Annotated in this window: 17 protein-coding genes and 1 tRNA gene; 6 read left to right on the top strand and 12 right to left on the bottom strand. The window is 38.9% G+C overall.

Annotated features, from left to right (window positions below; translation table 11 throughout):
* Position 1 precedes the first annotated feature (1 nt).
* From QUE03_RS11615 to QUE03_RS11630, 4 genes are all read left to right on the top strand, one after another.
* Positions 2 to 1,330, top strand: a complete 1,329-nt coding sequence (locus tag QUE03_RS11615; RefSeq protein WP_286261599.1) for an MATE family efflux transporter — start codon at positions 2 to 4, stop codon at positions 1,328 to 1,330.
* 172 nt (positions 1,331 to 1,502) lie between these two features.
* A complete protein-coding gene (locus QUE03_RS11620; RefSeq protein ID WP_286261601.1) occupies positions 1,503 to 3,521 on the top strand; it encodes an NADPH-dependent 2,4-dienoyl-CoA reductase in 2,019 nt (672 codons plus the stop codon).
* Positions 3,522 to 3,558: 37 nt separating this feature from the next.
* The gene (locus QUE03_RS11625) at positions 3,559 to 4,077 is read left to right on the top strand and encodes a GDSL-type esterase/lipase family protein (protein WP_286261603.1); all 519 of its coding nucleotides are present in this window, start codon (positions 3,559 to 3,561) and stop codon (positions 4,075 to 4,077) included.
* Between the two features lie 4 nt (positions 4,078 to 4,081).
* Positions 4,082 to 4,900 carry an SDR family NAD(P)-dependent oxidoreductase gene (locus QUE03_RS11630; protein WP_286261605.1) on the top strand — a complete coding sequence of 273 codons (819 nt, stop codon included), beginning with the start codon at positions 4,082 to 4,084 and terminating at the stop codon, positions 4,898 to 4,900.
* Positions 4,901 to 4,991: 91 nt separating this feature from the next.
* Here the strand turns inward: QUE03_RS11630 and QUE03_RS11635 are convergent, their stop codons facing one another.
* The 5 genes from QUE03_RS11635 to QUE03_RS11655 all read right to left on the bottom strand — a co-directional run bounded on the left by QUE03_RS11635 (position 4,992) and on the right by QUE03_RS11655 (position 10,641).
* On the bottom strand, positions 4,992 to 6,005 hold the full coding sequence (locus tag QUE03_RS11635; protein ID WP_286261607.1) for an HAD family hydrolase: 1,014 nt from the start codon (positions 6,003 to 6,005) through the stop codon (positions 4,992 to 4,994).
* Between the two features lie 111 nt (positions 6,006 to 6,116).
* Positions 6,117 to 7,295 carry an acetyl-CoA C-acyltransferase gene (locus QUE03_RS11640; protein WP_286261609.1) on the bottom strand — a complete coding sequence of 393 codons (1,179 nt, stop codon included), beginning with the start codon at positions 7,293 to 7,295 and terminating at the stop codon, positions 6,117 to 6,119.
* A gap of 11 nt (positions 7,296 to 7,306) precedes the next feature.
* Positions 7,307 to 8,227 (bottom strand): SDR family NAD(P)-dependent oxidoreductase, encoded by a 921-nt coding sequence (locus QUE03_RS11645; protein WP_286261612.1) that lies wholly within the window; start codon positions 8,225 to 8,227, stop codon positions 7,307 to 7,309.
* A 117-nt stretch (positions 8,228 to 8,344) separates the two neighbouring features.
* Positions 8,345 to 8,809 (bottom strand): MaoC family dehydratase, encoded by a 465-nt coding sequence (locus QUE03_RS11650; protein ID WP_286261614.1) that lies wholly within the window; start codon positions 8,807 to 8,809, stop codon positions 8,345 to 8,347.
* A gap of 83 nt (positions 8,810 to 8,892) precedes the next feature.
* Positions 8,893 to 10,641 carry a class I adenylate-forming enzyme family protein gene (locus QUE03_RS11655; RefSeq protein WP_286267825.1) on the bottom strand — a complete coding sequence of 583 codons (1,749 nt, stop codon included), beginning with the start codon at positions 10,639 to 10,641 and terminating at the stop codon, positions 8,893 to 8,895.
* 316 nt (positions 10,642 to 10,957) lie between these two features.
* Here QUE03_RS11655 and QUE03_RS11660 point away from each other — a divergent pair, with 316 nt between their 5' ends.
* On the top strand, positions 10,958 to 12,232 hold the full coding sequence (locus QUE03_RS11660; protein ID WP_286261616.1) for a TetR/AcrR family transcriptional regulator: 1,275 nt from the start codon (positions 10,958 to 10,960) through the stop codon (positions 12,230 to 12,232).
* Positions 12,233 to 12,240: 8 nt separating this feature from the next.
* On the opposite strand, the gene QUE03_RS11665 is transcribed toward QUE03_RS11660, so the two are convergent.
* The 4 genes from QUE03_RS11665 to QUE03_RS11680 all read right to left on the bottom strand — a co-directional run bounded on the left by QUE03_RS11665 (position 12,241) and on the right by QUE03_RS11680 (position 15,699).
* Positions 12,241 to 12,678: an acyl-CoA thioesterase gene (locus QUE03_RS11665; protein WP_286261618.1), complete on the bottom strand. Its 438-nt coding sequence runs from the start codon at positions 12,676 to 12,678 to the stop codon at positions 12,241 to 12,243.
* Positions 12,678 to 13,841 carry an iron-containing alcohol dehydrogenase gene (locus tag QUE03_RS11670; protein ID WP_286261620.1) on the bottom strand — a complete coding sequence of 388 codons (1,164 nt, stop codon included), beginning with the start codon at positions 13,839 to 13,841 and terminating at the stop codon, positions 12,678 to 12,680. Before QUE03_RS11670 ends, QUE03_RS11665 begins: the two co-directional genes overlap by 1 nt.
* Before the next feature lie 2 nt (positions 13,842 to 13,843).
* On the bottom strand, positions 13,844 to 15,283 hold the full coding sequence (locus QUE03_RS11675) for an NAD-dependent succinate-semialdehyde dehydrogenase (protein WP_286261622.1): 1,440 nt from the start codon (positions 15,281 to 15,283) through the stop codon (positions 13,844 to 13,846).
* A 125-nt stretch (positions 15,284 to 15,408) separates the two neighbouring features.
* Positions 15,409 to 15,699: an ATP-dependent endonuclease gene (locus QUE03_RS11680; protein ID WP_350227387.1), complete on the bottom strand. Its 291-nt coding sequence runs from the start codon at positions 15,697 to 15,699 to the stop codon at positions 15,409 to 15,411.
* Between the two features lie 77 nt (positions 15,700 to 15,776).
* On the opposite strand from QUE03_RS11680, the gene QUE03_RS11685 reads away from it, so the two are divergent.
* Positions 15,777 to 16,070, top strand: a complete 294-nt coding sequence (locus tag QUE03_RS11685) for a hypothetical protein (RefSeq protein ID WP_286261627.1) — start codon at positions 15,777 to 15,779, stop codon at positions 16,068 to 16,070.
* Positions 16,071 to 16,740: 670 nt separating this feature from the next.
* Here QUE03_RS11685 and QUE03_RS11690 read toward each other — a convergent pair.
* From QUE03_RS11690 to tpiA, 3 genes are all read right to left on the bottom strand, one after another.
* Positions 16,741 to 16,825 (bottom strand) — tRNA-Leu (locus QUE03_RS11690).
* A 150-nt stretch (positions 16,826 to 16,975) separates the two neighbouring features.
* Entirely contained in the window at positions 16,976 to 17,353 is a 378-nt protein-coding gene (secG, locus tag QUE03_RS11695; RefSeq protein ID WP_286267827.1) for a preprotein translocase subunit SecG, read from the bottom strand.
* A gap of 5 nt (positions 17,354 to 17,358) precedes the next feature.
* On the bottom strand, positions 17,359 to 18,120 hold the full coding sequence (gene tpiA, locus QUE03_RS11700) for a triose-phosphate isomerase (RefSeq protein WP_286261629.1): 762 nt from the start codon (positions 18,118 to 18,120) through the stop codon (positions 17,359 to 17,361).
* Between the last annotated feature and the right edge of the window lie 55 nt (positions 18,121 to 18,175).

Here is an 18,175-nt window from a genome sequence, read left to right on the forward strand (position 1 = left end):
GATGAATAAAACAATAGACTCTACCCCTCCAAGTATTTGGCGACTTGCGTGGCCAACCACGATCGCGAACCTATTATTAGCTTCTATTGGTTTTATTCAAATTGTGATGTCGAGTGAGTATGGCAGTGACGCAACGGCTGCAATGACCGTCAGCCAGCGAATATTCTTCTTATTACAATCGGCATTGTTTGGCCTGTCTGCAGGTGTTTCTGCCATTATAGCCAGACATATCGGCGCCAATGATAAACATAAAGCAGGCCAAGCGTTTCAAAGCGCTATGCTATTAAGTTTCGCCTTATCGATATTGCTAGCCATTCTATGTTTTATTTATGCCCATCCATTAACACAGTGGTTTGGCTTAAGTAATGAAACGCAAGCACTAGCCGTAACGCTAATTCGCTGGATTTGTGTTTTTAGCCCTATTTACTCTATTAATATTATTATTGCCGGCTCTTTAAGAGCTGGTGGCGATGCGCTTCATCCTTTAATACTTGCAATAGTAAGCAGTGTCGGTAACGGTTTAGGTTGTTATGCTTTTAGTACTGGAAGTTTTGGCGCGCCAAGTTTAGGTGTTGAAGGCTTAGTTATTGGTGGTGTCTTTGGTTCGGTAATATCGCTATTTTTTTATGTCTTGATGTGGCGTAAAAATAGGCTCCTGTTGCCATTTCCTAAACAAACTCAGTACCGTAAAAAAACCTTAACTTTGATTCGAATTGGCATGCCAAGTGCGATTGAGCAAAGCTTTATTCAAGTAGGCTTTCTTATTTTTACTATTGCGGTTGCAAGTTACGGCGTAGATGTATTAGCTGCCTATGGTCTAGGTTTAAATGTTTTAACCTTGTTACTGATCACATCACTGGCTTTTTCAATGTCTGGCGCTGTTGCTGTTGGTCAGTATTTAGGACGAAACGAGCCAGAAAAAGCCTACCAACAAGGTTGGGCAGCATGGCGTATTTGCGTTATTTTTATGACTGTATTTGGTATTTTGTTTTTCTTATTTAATCATCAAATAGCCGCATGGTTAACTGATGATATCGTTGTTCAACAATACACCGCTAAATTTTTAATTATTGTGGCATTTTCGATGCCGCTAATTGCGACTGACTTTACCATCGGCGGTGCAATTAGAGGCGCTGGCGATACTACCTATCCACTTAAAGTGTCATTAGCGACGATGGTACTGGTTAGAATTGTCTTACCTTTTGTATTTATCTCGCTAGATTTTTCATACCTGAGCTTGTTTTTATTAACCGCCTGCGACTTTTTAGTTAAAGCGCTTTTTATGACCTATTACTTTCGGTCAAAACGTTGGATGCATACAAAAATATAAATCCCCTTTATTTATTATTAGCCGTAGTCATATATAGCGAATATTAACGAGCGGCTCTTTTAAGGCGTTAATGTTAGAAATCAAGTCAAACCCCAAATTTGACCTTGTAGTATTTTTATTTACTTTAAGATATTATATAGTAATTTCATAACAACTAAAAAAGAATAACGCTATGGCCTACCCTAAACTTTTAAGTCCGTTAAACCTTGGTTTCACTACATTAAAGAATCGAACATTAATGGGGTCAATGCACACTAACCTCGAAGAAACACCAGGAGGTTTTGAACGTTTGGCTGCTTTTTATAGCGAGCGAGTTGATGGCGGTGTTGGTTTAATTGTTACCGGCGGTATTGGCCCTAATCCTGAAGGCGCTGTCGCTAAAGGCGCAGCCCTTATGGTTAGTGAGCAAGATGTTGCCCATCATAAAATCATTACCAAAGCCGTACATCAAAAAGGCGGCAAAATCTGTATGCAGATATTACATGCAGGTCGTTATGCTTATAACCCTGACTTAGTCGCGCCAAGTGCCATTCAAGCGCCAATCAACCCTTTTCCTCCTCGCGAATTAAGTGAAAGCGAGATTAACCAACAAATTCAAGACTTTGTTCAATGTGCCAAGCTTGCTCAACAAGCAGGTTATGATGGTGTTGAGATCATGGGCTCTGAAGGTTACTTACTGAATCAATTTATAGTTAAACACACTAATCAAAGAACCGATGCGTGGGGTGGCAGCTACGAAAACCGTATTCGTTTTCCACTGGAGATTATTAAACAAATAAGAGCTGCTGTTGGCCAAGCATTTATTCTTATTTACCGTTTGTCGATGTTAGATTTAGTTGAAAATGGCAGCTCACAATCCGAAGTTATTCAACTTGCTAAGGCTGTTGAAGATACTGGCGCCACCATAATTAATACCGGCATTGGTTGGCATGAAGCCAGAATTCCTACCATAGCAACGTCAGTACCTAGAGCGTTATTTTCAAATTTATCTAAGCAAATTAAACAACAGGTAGCTATTCCTGTGATCACCAGCAATCGTATTAATACGCCTGAGGTTGCCGAGCAACTACTAGCCGATGAATGTGCCGATATGGTGTCAATGGCGCGCCCTTTTCTTGCCGACTCTGAATTTGTTAATAAAGCACAAGCGAATAACAGCCAAGCAATTAATACCTGTATTGCATGTAACCAAGCATGTTTAGATCATACCTTTGATGGAAAAATATCTTCTTGTTTGGTAAACCCAAGAGCTGCCAATGAAACCTTACTAAATTTTTTACCGGTAAAAACGCCTAAAAAAATAGCCGTTGTTGGTGCGGGCCCAGCTGGTATGGCATTTGCCACTTACGCTGCAGAAAAAGGTCACCAAGTCACGTTATTTGATAAACAAACAAAGATTGGTGGTCAGTTCAATTTAGCCAGACAAATACCAGGCAAAGAAGAATTTAATGAAACACTTCGCTACTTTGCCAAGCAACTAAGCCGCCTAAACGTAAATTTACAGCTAGGTGTTGAAGCAACAATTGATCATTTAGCGTCATATGAGGAGGTTATCTTGGCGACTGGCATTATCCCTCGTACCCCCGAAATAGAAGGCATTAATCATCCTAAAGTGCTCAGTTATATTGATGTGCTAAATAAGTCGGTCACCGTTGGTAAATCAGTTGCGCTCATTGGTGCAGGAGGTATTGGCTTTGATGTAGCTGAATATTTAAGTCACCAAGGTGAATCGCTTACCCTGAATAAAACCTTATACGCTAAAGAATGGGGCATAGATTTAGCGAATGATAAACGTGGCGGGTTAACAGAAAAACAAATAGTGCCAAGTCCTAGAGAAATTTATTTATTACAAAGAAAGGCGTCAAAAGTTGGTAAAAATTTAGGTAAAACTACTGGCTGGATACATCGTGCAAGCTTGAAACACAAAAACGTAAAAATGCTTGCGAATGTGCAATATCAACGTATTGATGATCAAGGTTTACATATTGCTATCGACGGAAAAGAGCAAGTTTTAACGATAGACCATGTCGTATTGTGCGCAGGTCAATTACCCAATAAAGCTTTATTTAATCAACTACAACAAGCTAACTTAACAGCGAATCTTCATATTATTGGTGGTGCCGATGTTGCAGCAGAGCTTGATGCCAAGCGCGCCATTAATCAAGCGGCATGGTTAGCTGCTGATATTTAGTATTTCAAGTAAAAAGCGAAGTTAAAGGTTTATTCCTATGTATGACATTGTAATGATTGGCAGTAGTATTTTTGAGTTTTGGCAGCAGCCAAAATTTGACAAACTCATTGCCAAAAACTGTGCAATAAGAAGTACACAAACCAAAGATTGGTTAGATAAAAGCTATGATAATTGGCCGGCATCGAGCCATATGCTAATTTATTGCGGTAGTAACGACCTTATATTTGGCAATACGCCAAAGCAAATAACCCGTAACGTTTGTGCCCTACTCGATAAGCTATCAGCTAAGTTTCCGAATACTCGTTTAGGGTATTTCTCCATTATGCAATGCCCGCAAAAAACTGAAGCAAGGCAGTTCGACGTCATTAAACAAATCAACAATGAAATTAATGCCTATTGCGCTCATCAATACGACTTTTTTAATTTTAATGATTTTATTGAAAATGATCCCAAATGGTTTGTCGATGACGGCCTACATTTAACCGCGCAAGCGTATCAAATGTTAACGAGAAAATTATCGCCCGTACTTTCCAAATGGGTAAACACGACGAGGTAAACCAATGAAAATAGAAAGCTTATTCTCCGTTAAAGGCAAAATAGCGATAGTAACAGGAGGCTCTCGTGGTATTGGCGAGATGATCACTAAAGGTTTAGTCGAAAATGGTGTAAAAACGTATATCACCGCCAGAAACAGCGAAGAGCTAATAAAAACTGCTAAGCAGCTGTCAACATTACCTGATGCCGCAAAATGTATTCCTGTGGTTGCTGACTTATCAAGTTATGAAGGGGTTTGCCAGTTCGCAAATTATATTAAAAAGCAGGAAACACATATTGATATTTTAGTGAATAATGCAGGTGTTGCTTGGGGAGAGGCATTTCCTTCCTTTCCTGAACAAGGCTGGGATAAAGTAATGGACGTGAATGCCAAAGCACCGTTTTTTCTGATCCAACAATTGCTTGAGCTATTAACCAAAGCCGGCAAAGAAAACGCACCAGCTCGCGTGATAAATATTGCCTCTATTAATGCCTTGAGTCACCCTAGAATGACCAATTACTCTTACGCGGCAAGTAAAGCGGCAGTCGTGCAAATGACCCGTCATTTAGCGGGTGATTTAGTAAAAAAACACATTAATATTAATGCGATTGCGCCAGGTTTTTTCTTAAGCAAAATGACTAAGTTCTCAGTTGAAAATAAAGACGAAACGACGTTTGCTCAACAAATGGTGCCCATGGAGCGTTTAGGCAATGAAGATGATATTGCAGGCAGCGTGATTTATTTATGCTCTAAAGCCGCTGCTTGGATGACAGGACATACCTTAGTGCTTGATGGTGGCGTTATCGCTAGTAGTGGTTATGGTGATTACAAAGCATTTGTTTAACAGACATGCTTTATTTATAACTTTAACGAGATTAACACAATAGCAAGGAATTCCACTTCCTTGCTAGATGCTCGAGACAGCATGCGTTGTGTTACTTAAAAATAGTTTTCCATTCGTTTTTCATATCAACTAAATGCCAGCCATTTGTTTTTGCTTGTTTTAAACCTTTGCTTAAATGGCCAATATGAGATTTTTTATCATATGCCCATTCACGCTTTTCGTCAGTATGGTGAATGATCATGCTTAGGCTTTCACCTTTCCCGTCACTGGTATATTGCAACATAGGTAAATCACCATCAGAGTTACCAAATGCGGCAATAGGTCGTTTACCGATATGGCTGTTAATGGCAATCACCTTATTGGCGTTGTTATTATAAAAGTCCATTTCAGCTAGTCTTAAAATAACATTTTTACCGTCAACGTTTTCAAAACTTCTTTTCATGGTACTGCCTATGACGCGCTCACTTGGAATACCATAAACGTCTTGAGAAAAAGCGCGAATAAATTCAATGCCACCGCCAGAAACAATAAACACTTTAAAATCGTTATCGTGAAGGTAGTTTATCAATTCAAGCATAGGTTGGTATGCCATTTGTGCATAATGCTTTTGATGAGTTGAATGTTTTGCCTTAGCTAACCATTGCTGAACAATACTGGCATATTCTTCGTTAGTCATGCCGGCATTGGCTGCCATCACTATGGCAGTGATAGCACTTTCTCCTCCACTTAAAGCGCCTTTAATATCGCCTTTTAATAACTGAGAAAATGGTTGTTGGGTTTGCCATTCAGGGTGTTGTGGTGCGAGTGCAAAGATACGTTCAATCGCAAAAACTAGTTGCGTATAAAGTGGCTGCTCTGCCCACAATGTACCGTCATTATCAAAAACAGCAATACGATCTTCAGCCTTTACAAAACTACTTGCGTTTTTATCGGTAACCTTAGTAACAAAATTAACAATCACTTTTTTACTGCTGCCATCATGCCATGAAGATAAGATAGATGTATCAGATGTTGAAGCAACACTTAATGAGCTTATAGATAACGTCAACAATGCTCCACTAATGATCATTATATTGGTTAGTACACGCTTGAATTTATTTTTCATTGCCTATCCTTTTATGCTTTATTTTTATTTCTTATGTTTTTCCGTATAAACAAAAAAAGGTATAAACCTGCAATTAAGCCGTTTATACCTTTTTTCTAAAGTGCGACCCGACTAAAGTACTTCAAATAAACCTGCAGCACCCATACCGCCACCAACACACATAGTAACGACGACATATTTAGCACCACGGCGCTTACCTTCAATAAGTGCATGCCCAACCATTCTTGCACCACTCATACCATAAGGGTGACCAATTGAAATAGCACCACCGCTAACGTTTAGCTTTTCCATTGGGATTTTTAACGTATCAGCACAATAAAGCACTTGTACCGCAAACGCTTCATTAAGCTCAAATAAGCCAATATCATCAACCGTTAAGCCATGTTGTTTAAGTAGTTTAGGTACAGCGTATATTGGACCAATACCCATTTCATCTGGTTCACACCCTGCAACAGCTATCCCCATATAACGACCTAATGGAGATAAACCTCGTTGTTCAGCAAGCTTTGCTTCCATTAATACCGACGCTGAAGCGCCATCAGATAATTGACTCGCATTGCCTGCGGTAATACAACCACCTTCAATTACTGTTCTTAAGTTAGTAAGGCTATCTATGGTTGTCGCACGAATACCTTCGTCACCCGATAAAGTGACTTCATGGTAAGAAACTTCTTTGGTTTCTTTGTCCATCACAGCTTTTGTTGTGGTCATTGGCACAATTTCTTTATCGTAATAACCCGCTTCTGCTGCAGCTGCCGTACGTTGCTGACTTAATAAACCATATTCGTCTTGACGTTCGCGACTAACATTGTAACGCTGTGCGACAATCTCAGCCGTTTGTAACATCGGCATATAGATATCTTTATGAACAGCTACTAAGTTTTTATCAACCGCTAAATGGGTGTTCATATGTTCATTTTGAACTAATGAGATTGATTCAATCCCTGCACCAATAGCGACATCCATACCGTCATGAACAATTTGCTTTGCAGCTGTAGCAATCGCCATTAAGCCTGATGAGCATTGTCTATCTAACGTCATACCGCTTACACTAACTGGCAAGCCGCCTGCTAAAGCAGCTTGACGACCAATATTCATGCTCGTTGTGCCTTGTTGCATTGCACAGCCCATGATGACATCTTCTACTTCTGCGCCATCTATACCTGCTCGTTCTACAGCATGTTTAATAGCGTGGCCACCTAAAGTAGGTGCGGTAGTTATATTAAAAGCACCGCGATAAGCCTTACCAATTGGCGTTCTTGCGGTTGATACTATGACTGCGTCTCTCATTTCAAAAACTCCTATTTAGCTGCTAAATCAATACCAAGAAATGCTGCCGCTTTAGCAACGTATTTATTAGTTTGCATCCAACCAGCTTTTAACTCTTGGCTGTTAGATTCGTCTTCTATTTGATCCCATTTAGCTAAAATATTTTCTGGTGTTTGTTGCTCTGGTGATAAATAAATACCGTCGGTTTCTTTAATTACTGCGCGAGCATAGCCGCCTGCACCACAACCTAAAATAGCGCGATTAGGCGATTCTTTGGCGACTAACGCTAATAAACCAGCGGTAACTGAATCTACTGTCATCATGTCGAGTACGCGTTGATCGCCAATTAAATTTTCAGTCATGGCAGTATTAGCTGTTGGAGATAAACAGTTCACTTTAATGTCGTACTTTTCGCCTTCAATACACAACGTATTCATTAAACCGGCGACGCCCATTTTAGCTGCACCATAGTTTGCTTGACCAAAGTTACCGTACAAACCTGAAGACGATGTTGTCATTACAATACGACCATAGCCTTGCTCTTTCATAATTGCCCAAACAGCTTTCGTACAATTTACTGAGCCCATTAAGTGAACATTAACAACAAGTTGAAAATCTTCAATTGGCATATTGCCAAATGATTTATCACGTAAAATGCCAGCGTTATTCACTAGAATATCAACACGCCCCCATTGCTCGATCGTTTGAGCAACAAGAGTTTCTACTTGCGCCATATCCGCAACGTTAGCGCCATTGGCAATCGCTTCGCCGCCAGCAGCTTCTATTTCAGCGACTACAGCAAGTGAACCCGCAGACAAAGCACCATCTTTAGCGCCTAAGTCATTAACAACAACCTTTGCTCCTCTTGCCGCTAAAGCAAGTGCATGAGAACGACCTAGACCTGCGCCGGCACCTGTTACGATAGCCACTTGACCTTGATAATTTACTGACATAAAAACCTCTTTTCTTTATTAATTCTGTAATGCGTTAACGTTACGATGATTCTTAACGCCAAACAGTCACCTTGGTGACATATATTCTATTGATTAGCTATCTAATATTTTTAAGTGCTATTGACTGATAATCGTCATAGTAAGCCATTGCGCAGTTAGCGCTGGCTTAGCTTCACCTTCAATTTCAACTTCTACCTGCCAGTTAAATAGAAACTGACCCGGTCTTTTTTCAGTGAATTCATTCAGTGACATTCTGCCTCTAACCTTAGTGTCAACTTTTACTGGTTGTAAAAAGCGAATCTTTTCAAAGCCATAGTTTAAGCCCATAGTCATATTTTCAAGTGCTAAGCCTGCTTCATAAGAAATAGCAGAGAGCAACGAAAGCGACATAAAGCCATGTGCTATCGTTCCACCAAATGGCGTTTCAGCCGCTTTTACTGGGTCAACATGAAGAAATTGGTGATCATGTGTTGCATCAGCAAATTTATCTATTTGCTCTTGAGTGATAGTAAACCAAGAAGATACTCCTACTTCTTTACCGACGTAATCACTAATATTCTTAGCGCTAATAGTTGTTACCATTTACTTGCCTTAATAATTATTTTGATAATAAACATATGTGTAGCGACTAAAGTCTAGATGTTAGTCGCTACACAGTCTTAGTTTTAAGCTGATTGTTTAAACGCTGCTTGATAGTGTTCTTTAATTGAACGCTTATCGATTTTACCTGAGCCTAATCGTGGCAGACTTTGATCGATAATCCATACTTTGCTTGGTATTTTAAATTTTGCTAAATGCGCAGCAACAAATGTTTGAAGTGCTTGCTCATTAAGCGTAGGACTATTGTTGTCAACATAAACCACTGCCCCAACAACTTCTCCCAATCGCTCGTCTGGTAAAGAAAATACACAGCTTTCACTTACCTGTTCATGCTTATACAGAGCCGATTCTACTTCTAAGCAGGAAATATTTTCACCACCACGAATGATGATGTCTTTAGCGCGATCAACAATGTAAATAAAGCCATCACCATCTAAAAAACCCAAATCTCCTGTTTTAAAATAACCTTCAATAAAGGCTGCTTCGGTCGCCTCAGGGTTGCGCCAGTAACCTAAAATATTAGCGATGGTTTTAATCGCAATTTCACCTAATTCTCCTGTAGCTAAACTATTACCTTCTTCATCGATAATTTTCACTTCAACAATGGGTGGCGTAGGTAAGCCAGCACTCATTGGCTTTTGCACATAATCAACCGCACCATTTACCGCACCTAATGCATTGGTTTCTGTTAAGCCATAACCACAGCTTGGTGTACCCGTTTCAAAGGCATCGTAAATCTTTCTCACATGCTCTGGCGGCCTAGCTGCGCCACCAGCACAAACATCGGCTAATGACGACAAATCATAGCTGGCTCTATTAGGGTGATTCATTAACTCCATTGACATGGTTGGCACACCATTAAAATATGTCACTTTTTCTTGTTCAATTAAGTTCAATGCTGTTTCAGCATCCCAGTACTCCATCATCACTGTTTTTCGCCCTGCAACCATAGATAATAAAAATAATGTATGGCATCCGGTAACGTGAAAAAGCGGCACTGTCATCAAAGCAGCAGGGGGTGTAGTTGGTAAATCAATGCCAAGTGCAGTATTCGCTGCTGTCGCTGACGCGCCAAGCATAGCCCATGTGTTGATGGCGGTTAGAATGCTCTCATGACTTGAAACTGCTCCCTTTGGCATGCCAGTAGAACCAGAGGTATAAAATATTGTAGCAATACTATCATTAGCTAAATCAATGACTGGCATTGATTGCCCTTTAAATTGTTCTATAAGCGACTCAATACTAATCACTTTCTGAGCTGTTGATGACCTAGCAACAATAACCGGTAGCTGATTATTACTTAAACTTGTTTCAAGCAAATCAAAACGCTTGTCATCGACAATTGCTAACTTAGCATCGCAATCAGCTATAACTTTCTTAAACTCTTCTTCTTTCCACCAAGCATTTAACGGAACAGCTATCGCACCTAGGCTAGTGATTGCCATAAACGATATAATCCACTCAGGGTAATTTCTCATCGAAATTGTAATGCGATCCCCTGCCGAAATTTGATATTTTTCCTGTAATGCACAAGCAAGCTCAGCTGCGTTTTGATACAAAGAGTTAAAACTGTGGCGCTCATCTTTATAAATAATAAAGTCTGCATCACCAAAATTGGTTGCCGCGGTTTTATACATTTCATGCAAGTTTTTCGGTAGCTTAGCGAAAGCTTTATAAACAACGCCTTCTCGCTCTTTTTTAATAACTTCAAAAGGTTGAGATTCTTTAACCAATGAGTGAAGTACATCTATCACTAGATTTGTCGGTGCATGATTTATCTGAATGTCTTGGTTGTGTAGTTCCTGTTGATACATCACTTATTCTCATTCTTATATTAAATCTACCAGCATCTATACTTAGTAAACTATATTCATCTTGATTTGAACTTACAGTATGATTTTAAACCATTCAAGTATTAAATGATTTTATTAAAGAATTAATCTCACAATTTTAGTTAGTAAAAACGAGGTAGGCTGACTTTCATTGATGTTTTTAAATGAAAGGTTTACAATCAACTTTGAACTCTTAGTATAATTATAGACCAAAGAAATTATCGGTTCTTACTGAGTATATCCAGCGAATAGATAATGCTCTTTGGTTAAAACTGCCATCTGATAAGCATCTAAAGAAATGACTCAAACTTTTGTTAAGAATAAAATCAGCTCTCCTTTTAGTAAGACCCATCAACACGATCAAAAATACAAAACAATTTTGTCTGCGGCTTCTGAACTTTTTAATATTCACGGCACTCGTGGCACAACGCTGTCTCAAATTGCGGAAAAATTAAAATTAACTAAAACGAGCCTGTATTATTACGTAAAAACAAAAGAAGAATTAACCTATCAGTGTTATTTAAATACCTGTGTTGAAATGCAAAACATGGTTGAGAAAGCAATGGCTACTGAGGGGTCAGCACTCGATAAATTGGTAGCGCTGTTTAGACTTAACTTTGATTGTTGGAATAGCATTATTAAAGGTGAAAGAGGACATTTAGCGGGCTTAACTGAAATAGCTTCACTTTCTTTAAAGCATAGAGAAGATATTTCACAGTATTATCACCACTTCGTTATCACTATACGAGATTTAATAAAAGAGGGAATCACAGACGGCAGCATGCAAGCTAAGTCGCCGGGTAAAACGGCTAATGCTATTTGGGGTAATATCTTTTGGCTCCCTGTATGGCTTTTTGCCGTTGAAGAAGATAAAAGAGAATCCTCTTACAAACAGCTATTAAGTATTATCAAATACGGCATTAAAAATACCAAGACACTCTTTGAATTTAAACCCATTTCATTTAATGAATACAATATTGCACCCGCTGGTTTTGATCGCAATGAGCAACGTAAGAAAAAGCAAGAAGCCTTTTTAAAAGTCGGCTCTAGCTTTTTTAATCATAAAGGATTTAAAGGCACATCACTTGATGAATTAGCACAATCTCTTGGCGTCACCAAAGGTGCTTTCTATTACCATATTAAAAATAAAGAAGATTTGCTCATCAAGTGTCTCAACAGAACGTTTACGATAGAGAGTAACGAACTCGCACTTGCTAAATCACTTGATATACCAGGAATAGATAAACTCGCTTTTTCTGCAAGAAAAATGTTTGCTATTCAACTCTCAGACGAAGGCCCTTTAGTTCGATACGGTACAATATGGTCATTACCTATTGAAAAACGTCAAGAAATGGAAGTGACTGCGAGTAAATTGCGAGACTCATTTGGTGAATTAATACAGTTTGGTATCGAAGACGGTAGCATTAGAGCCACCGACTTATTAGTAGCCGAAAACGTTATTGCCGGTGCGGTTGAGTCAATTCCAGATATGGCAATATCGGCGGAAAACACCGATATTCCTTCTGCCTCTGTCGAGTTCTTTGATATCTTTTTTAACGGTATCGCTAAATAGTTTTTTACTTATTGTCTTATTAATGCTTGCTGCAATACAGTGAGCATTTGACCTACTATCTTAACAGGCTTTTTAGTCTTCCTATCAACAAATACATGGGTCATAGTGCCATAAGCACATGCATCTCCTTGTCCTTCTTTAAAGATTGCCACACCATATTCAACTGAACTATTGCCGATCCTATTAACACGAAAAGCGCCTTCTATTTTTTCAGGAAATGCAACACTAGAAAAATAACTACAGTCTGATTTAACGATATACCCGATGTGTGGACTCGTTTGAATATTCAAGCCCCCCTGTTCAATTAAATAGTTATTTACGATGGTGTCAAAATATGAATAGTAAGTGACGTTGTTAACATGGCCATAAACATCATTATCCATCCAACGTGTCGACAATGGCTTTATCGTGTGAAAACACGCTCTAGTTAAAGGTTGTGTAGACACTATAATTCTCCATACGCTGAATAATAAATATTCAGAGCGTCTTGATAAGTAAGTTCACGTGGGTTATTAACAAGAAGCCTCTGTTGTAACATTGCATCTTTTGCCAACATAGGCAGCTGCTCAGGCTTTATGTTCATTTCTTTCAACGTTGTAGGCAGCAACAAGTCTTTAATCAATTGCTCAATTGCACTAATAAAATCTTTGGCAATATTTTCATCTGCTTGGTTTGTATCAGCTTCCGGATTAATAAGAGGCGCTAACTCACTATAAAGCATCGCACAACTGTGGAGATTAAATCGCATAACATGCGGTAATACTAAGGAATTACTTAAACCATGAGAGATATGAAAGTGACCGCCTAAAGGGTATGCCAATGCATGCACCGCAGCAACAGGAGCGTTGGCAAATGCCTGTCCTGCTATGCAAGCACCTAACAACATATTTTGCCTAGCGACAAGGTTGTTACCATCTATACAAGCAGTTTCAATATTGTTTGAAAGTAACCTTAACGCCTCTTTGGCGAGCATATCTGAATAAGGGTTTTTCTGTATTTTAGACGTGTAAGCTTCGATGGCGTGTACCATAGCGTCAATGCCTGTAGCTGCCGTAATATGGGACGGTAAACCTGTAGTTAGCTGTGCATCTAACAAAGCAATATCTGGAAGTAATATTGGCGAGACGATACCTGCTTTGGTTGTTTCGCCCGTGGTCACGATAGCAATCGGCGTAACTTCTGAGCCAGTTCCTGCTGTAGTCGGTATTAAAATCAAAGGTAATCTATCACTGTTGACTTGCCCTACGCCATACATGTCACTCAGCTTTTGCTTTCCTTTTGCTAAAACAGCGACGAGTTTAGCGGTATCCATCGAGCTACCGCCACCAAAACCGATAACACCATCTATTTGCGCCAACTCTGCTTTACTCGAAGCAGATAAAATAACGCTTTCAAGGGGGTCAGCAACCACATCATCAAATACTGTAAATGCAATTTTATTATCAATTAAGCTTTCTAATTGAGCTAATAGACCACAGTTAACAATTCCTTGATCAGTTACGATTAACGGGTTGGCTATATTGAGTGATTCACAGAATGTACAAATATTAGCTAAGCAACCGACTTCGCTAATGATGCTTTTTGTAGTATTAAATTCGAAGCCACTCATGATCACATGCCTCCCATGCATAAATATTTAATATCTAAATAATCATCCAGACCATATTTAGAGCCTTCACGACCATTGCCAGATTGCTTCATACCACCAAAAGGCGCTGCAGCATTAGATATTATGCCTTCGTTTATACCTACCATACCAAAATCTAATCCTTCAGATACTCGCCATACACGTCCAATATCGCGACTATAAAAGTAAGCAGCAAGCCCATACTCTGTATCATTTGCAAGCGCGATAGCTTCTTCTTCTGTTTTAAAGGACAAAATAGGTGCAACAGGTCCAAATATCTCATTTACTGCAATCGGCATATCATTGGTAACACCAGCCAATACTGTTGCAGGGTAAAACGTACTCCCTTGAGTTAATTTAGCACCAGATAAGGCGGTAGCGCCTTGTTTAATCGATTGTTGAACGAGTTCGTTTACAAAATTAACCGCACTATTTGAAATCATAGGGCCTATATCTGTAGATTCGTTCATGCCGTCCCCGATTTTTAAAACATTAACAGCTTCAACAAACTTGGTAGTAAATTCTTCAAGTACCGATTCTTGAACTAAAATTCTATTCGTACACACACAAGTTTGCCCTGCATTTCTAAATTTAGAGGTAATAGCCCCTTGAACGGCAGCATCGATATCTGCATCTTCAAAAATAATAAATGGAGCATTACCGCCAAGCTCCATTGATACTTTTTTAACGCCTGATGCACACTGTTTAATAAGCGACTTACCTACTTCGGTAGAACCAGTAAATGTAAATTTATCAACATCAGCATGAGTAGTTAATACCTCTCCAACTCCTCGAGAGTTACTACTTACAACGACATTAAAAACACCAGCGGGTATCCCCGCCTGTTCAGCAAGTTCAGCTAAAGCAAGCGCAGATAGAGGTGTTAAGCTCGCAGGACGCACTACAAAAGTGCACCCAGCAGCCAAAGCAGCTGCAGCTTTACGTGCTATCATGGCATTAGGGAAGTTCCACGGCGTTATAGCAGTGACAACACCTACTGGCTGTTTAATAACAATTATGCGCTTATCTAGGCTAGGTGGTGCAATAACATCACCATAAATACGTTTACCTTCCTCAGCAAACCATTCAATATAAGATGCGCCATAATTTATTTCTCCTCGCGCTTCTTGTATTGGTTTTCCCTGCTCTAATGTTAATATTTGAGCGAGTTTTTCATTGTTTTGGCAAATTAATTCAAACCACCTTTTTAGTATCTTTGCTCGTTGATTAACCGAAAAGTTAGACCAACCTTTCAAAGCAGATTTAGCACCTTCAATAGCTTGAATTGCATCGGCTATGTTTGCATCTGAAATAGAAGCAATAATTTCATCATTTAAAGGGTTAACAACAGAGAAAGTTTTGCTACTTTTTTTCCATTCACCATTAATGTATGAACTCGTTTTTATCTGCGAAAGGTTCAGCATCACAATTCTCAATCAACCGATTTGAACGTATAGTATGTTAAAGTACCAAAAAGAATCTCTCATGTGAATAGCAAGCTAACATCTGATTTGAGAAATATATTTAATACACTCAGTGCATTTATTAACTATGCCACTTCACATATATCTTTATTATCCTGATACATGCATATTTCAAAAGTTGTTCTTGTGTTATCTCTGTCGGCGCACACAGTTATACAATCTGCCTGATAATCATCATAGTTATTTATACAGTTTTTCTGATAGTCACTGTCATTATCACGGATCACCGCCGTCCTAATATTCAACAACTTAGAAACTTCCATATATCGTTTAAAGCTAGTACCACCAACTGAGATTATATGCACTCCATCCTCGCTTGGTGGATGACCTTTAGTTCTCTCGTATAAGCACTCCATCAGAATACATATCACTCAAAAAGGTGAAGTGGGTAAACGAGGAGAGTCTATTCGAATTGATCTATTTAGAGGCTCTGATGATGGACATAAATAAGCTCATTCAGTCAATAAATAGAGCAAAGAAAATTCGCAGAGCCCTTCCCTATCATCAACAAGAAATAAGCGGAATTAATGTTAATGACAAAGAGCTTCCTCAGGTTTTGAAAACAATTAAATTACTCTTCAAGCAGTTTAAATTAAATAAATTCGATATCAAAATTAGCCATTGGGGAGAAGTGATATTGATTGAGCCCTATAGGCAAATAAAAGTTGTTTTATCTGTCGGTTATTTTGAGCAAGACCATAGAGTGCATTCAGCAAGAAAACGCTAGAAAACTGTGATTATTTCAATGCTAATGAGCTCAATTTTAATAGCAGGAAATTACAGATAAGAATTAAGGCAGCTAGAGCTTATACCAAATGGCGGGAATATGATTTTTATGAAGTTGAAAAAGGAAAAATTTTAGCCGAAAGCATTTCAGAAAAAATCATTGAAATAACTTCATCACTTGTTTCTACAACAAGGTTTGATCCTTACAAAAGTTTTGGTCAAATAACCATTGAAGATGTATTAGCTATTGCAAGGTATGATTCAACTTCTGATGAAATTAAGAAAACGCACTAAAAGTAGTCCTCAAGTTTATATGACCATTACAATCACAAAAATTAGTCATAAAATGTAGTCACTCACATTTGATATTACAGCTTATATGAGTAAATTTTGACTTTATGTGACAGATCAAGTTAAGACTTATTCACATAAACTGATACGTCTACTGATGCTAATCTAAAGAGCATATTATAGTGCCCCAAATAGCTTCCATGTATAAATAGTCCATTGAGTTCAACTTCTGCTATTCGCTAAAGTGGCATATCAAATACATTATATTGAGGGTTGGTGGAGTCATAATTACCAACCAATTACCAACCAATTACCAACCAAACAAAAAAGGCTCGTTTCATTATGAAACGAGCCTTTAGTATCTATTTATATAAGTTTAGTGGTGCGGATGGGGGGACTTGAACCCCCACGACCTAAGTCACCAGCCCCTCAAGCTGACGCGTCTACCAATTCCGCCACATCCGCGCAATACTAAACTCATACTGATTGTTTTTGTAAGTTATCTTGCTCATTTTGAGGAAAATAAGCAAACTTAATTTTTAGGGACGCAACCCCATCAAGGTAGCGCGTCTACCAATTCCGCCATATCTGCAGGTAAACTTTTATAAAAATGCCCTAGTTTGGAATATCACTTTCCGTGTTGTCATCCGACGCGGGAACATCTTCATTGTTTTCTTTAGGCTCTGCACTTGCTGGCACGTCACCTGGAATTTGTTGCTCAACGGGAGCAGATAAATCATTCCATTCATCTGATGCTTTAGTACGCTGTGCCGTCATATTACCTAACACTAGGCTTAATGCGAAAAATGCAACGGCTAACCATGTCGTTGCTCTTGTAAGGAAATTACCTGAGCCACCAGAGCCAAAAATCGTTGCTGAAGATCCAGCGCCAAAAGATGCACCCATATCAGCACCTTTACCTTGTTGAATTAACACAAGGCCGATCAAGCTCAACGCTACGATCAAGTATATAACAATCAAAATTTCGTACATCATAATTAATTCAATCCTTTAGCTGTCGAACAAATAGTTATAAATTCATCGACTTTTAAACTTGCGCCGCCGATTAGACCACCATCTATATCAGCTTGAGCAAACAATTCGTTGCTGTTGCTAGCATTAACGCTACCACCATAAAGTAATGGCACTTTGGCAGCAACACTTTCATTTACTTGAGCTAAAAATGCTCGAATAAAATGATGAGTTGCTTGTGCCATTTCAGGGGAAGCTGTCTTCCCCGTACCTATAGCCCATACAGGCTCATAGGCAACAATAATCTTTTCAAACGCTTCAATACCCAATTCATCAAGAACAGGTTGTAATTGAGACGCTAGTACGGTTTCAGTTTGCTCTGAAACGCGTTCTATTTCACTTTCACCAATGCACAATATCGGTGTTAAACCAGCTTCAAGTACTGTTTTCACTTTGTGTGCCACTAATGTACTTGTTTCTTTATAAAGCGCTCGACGTTCCGAGTGCCCTAACACGACGTATTTTACAGATAATTCTTTGAGCATATCTGTAGATACTTCGCCTGTATAAGCCCCTTTGTCGTGTTCATTGGCATTTTGAGCGCCTAAATAAAGCTGACCGTGGGTGATTGAATCCGATAATGAACTCAAATAAGGAAAGCTTGGACAAACGATTACTTCAACATTATCAGAAATTTGTAGTGCATTTAACTGTTGGCTCATTTCTTTAACCAACGCTAAGTTACCGTTCATTTTCCAGTTAGCTGCAATAATGGTTTTTCTTTTCATCTTTTGTTCCTAACCCAAAGCGGCGAGATATTACCTAACCTAGTGACAAGATACA

Origin of the sequence: Thalassotalea atypica (genome assembly GCF_030295975.1) — a bacterium.
Taxonomy (GTDB): domain Bacteria; phylum Pseudomonadota; class Gammaproteobacteria; order Enterobacterales; family Alteromonadaceae; genus Thalassotalea_F; species Thalassotalea_F atypica.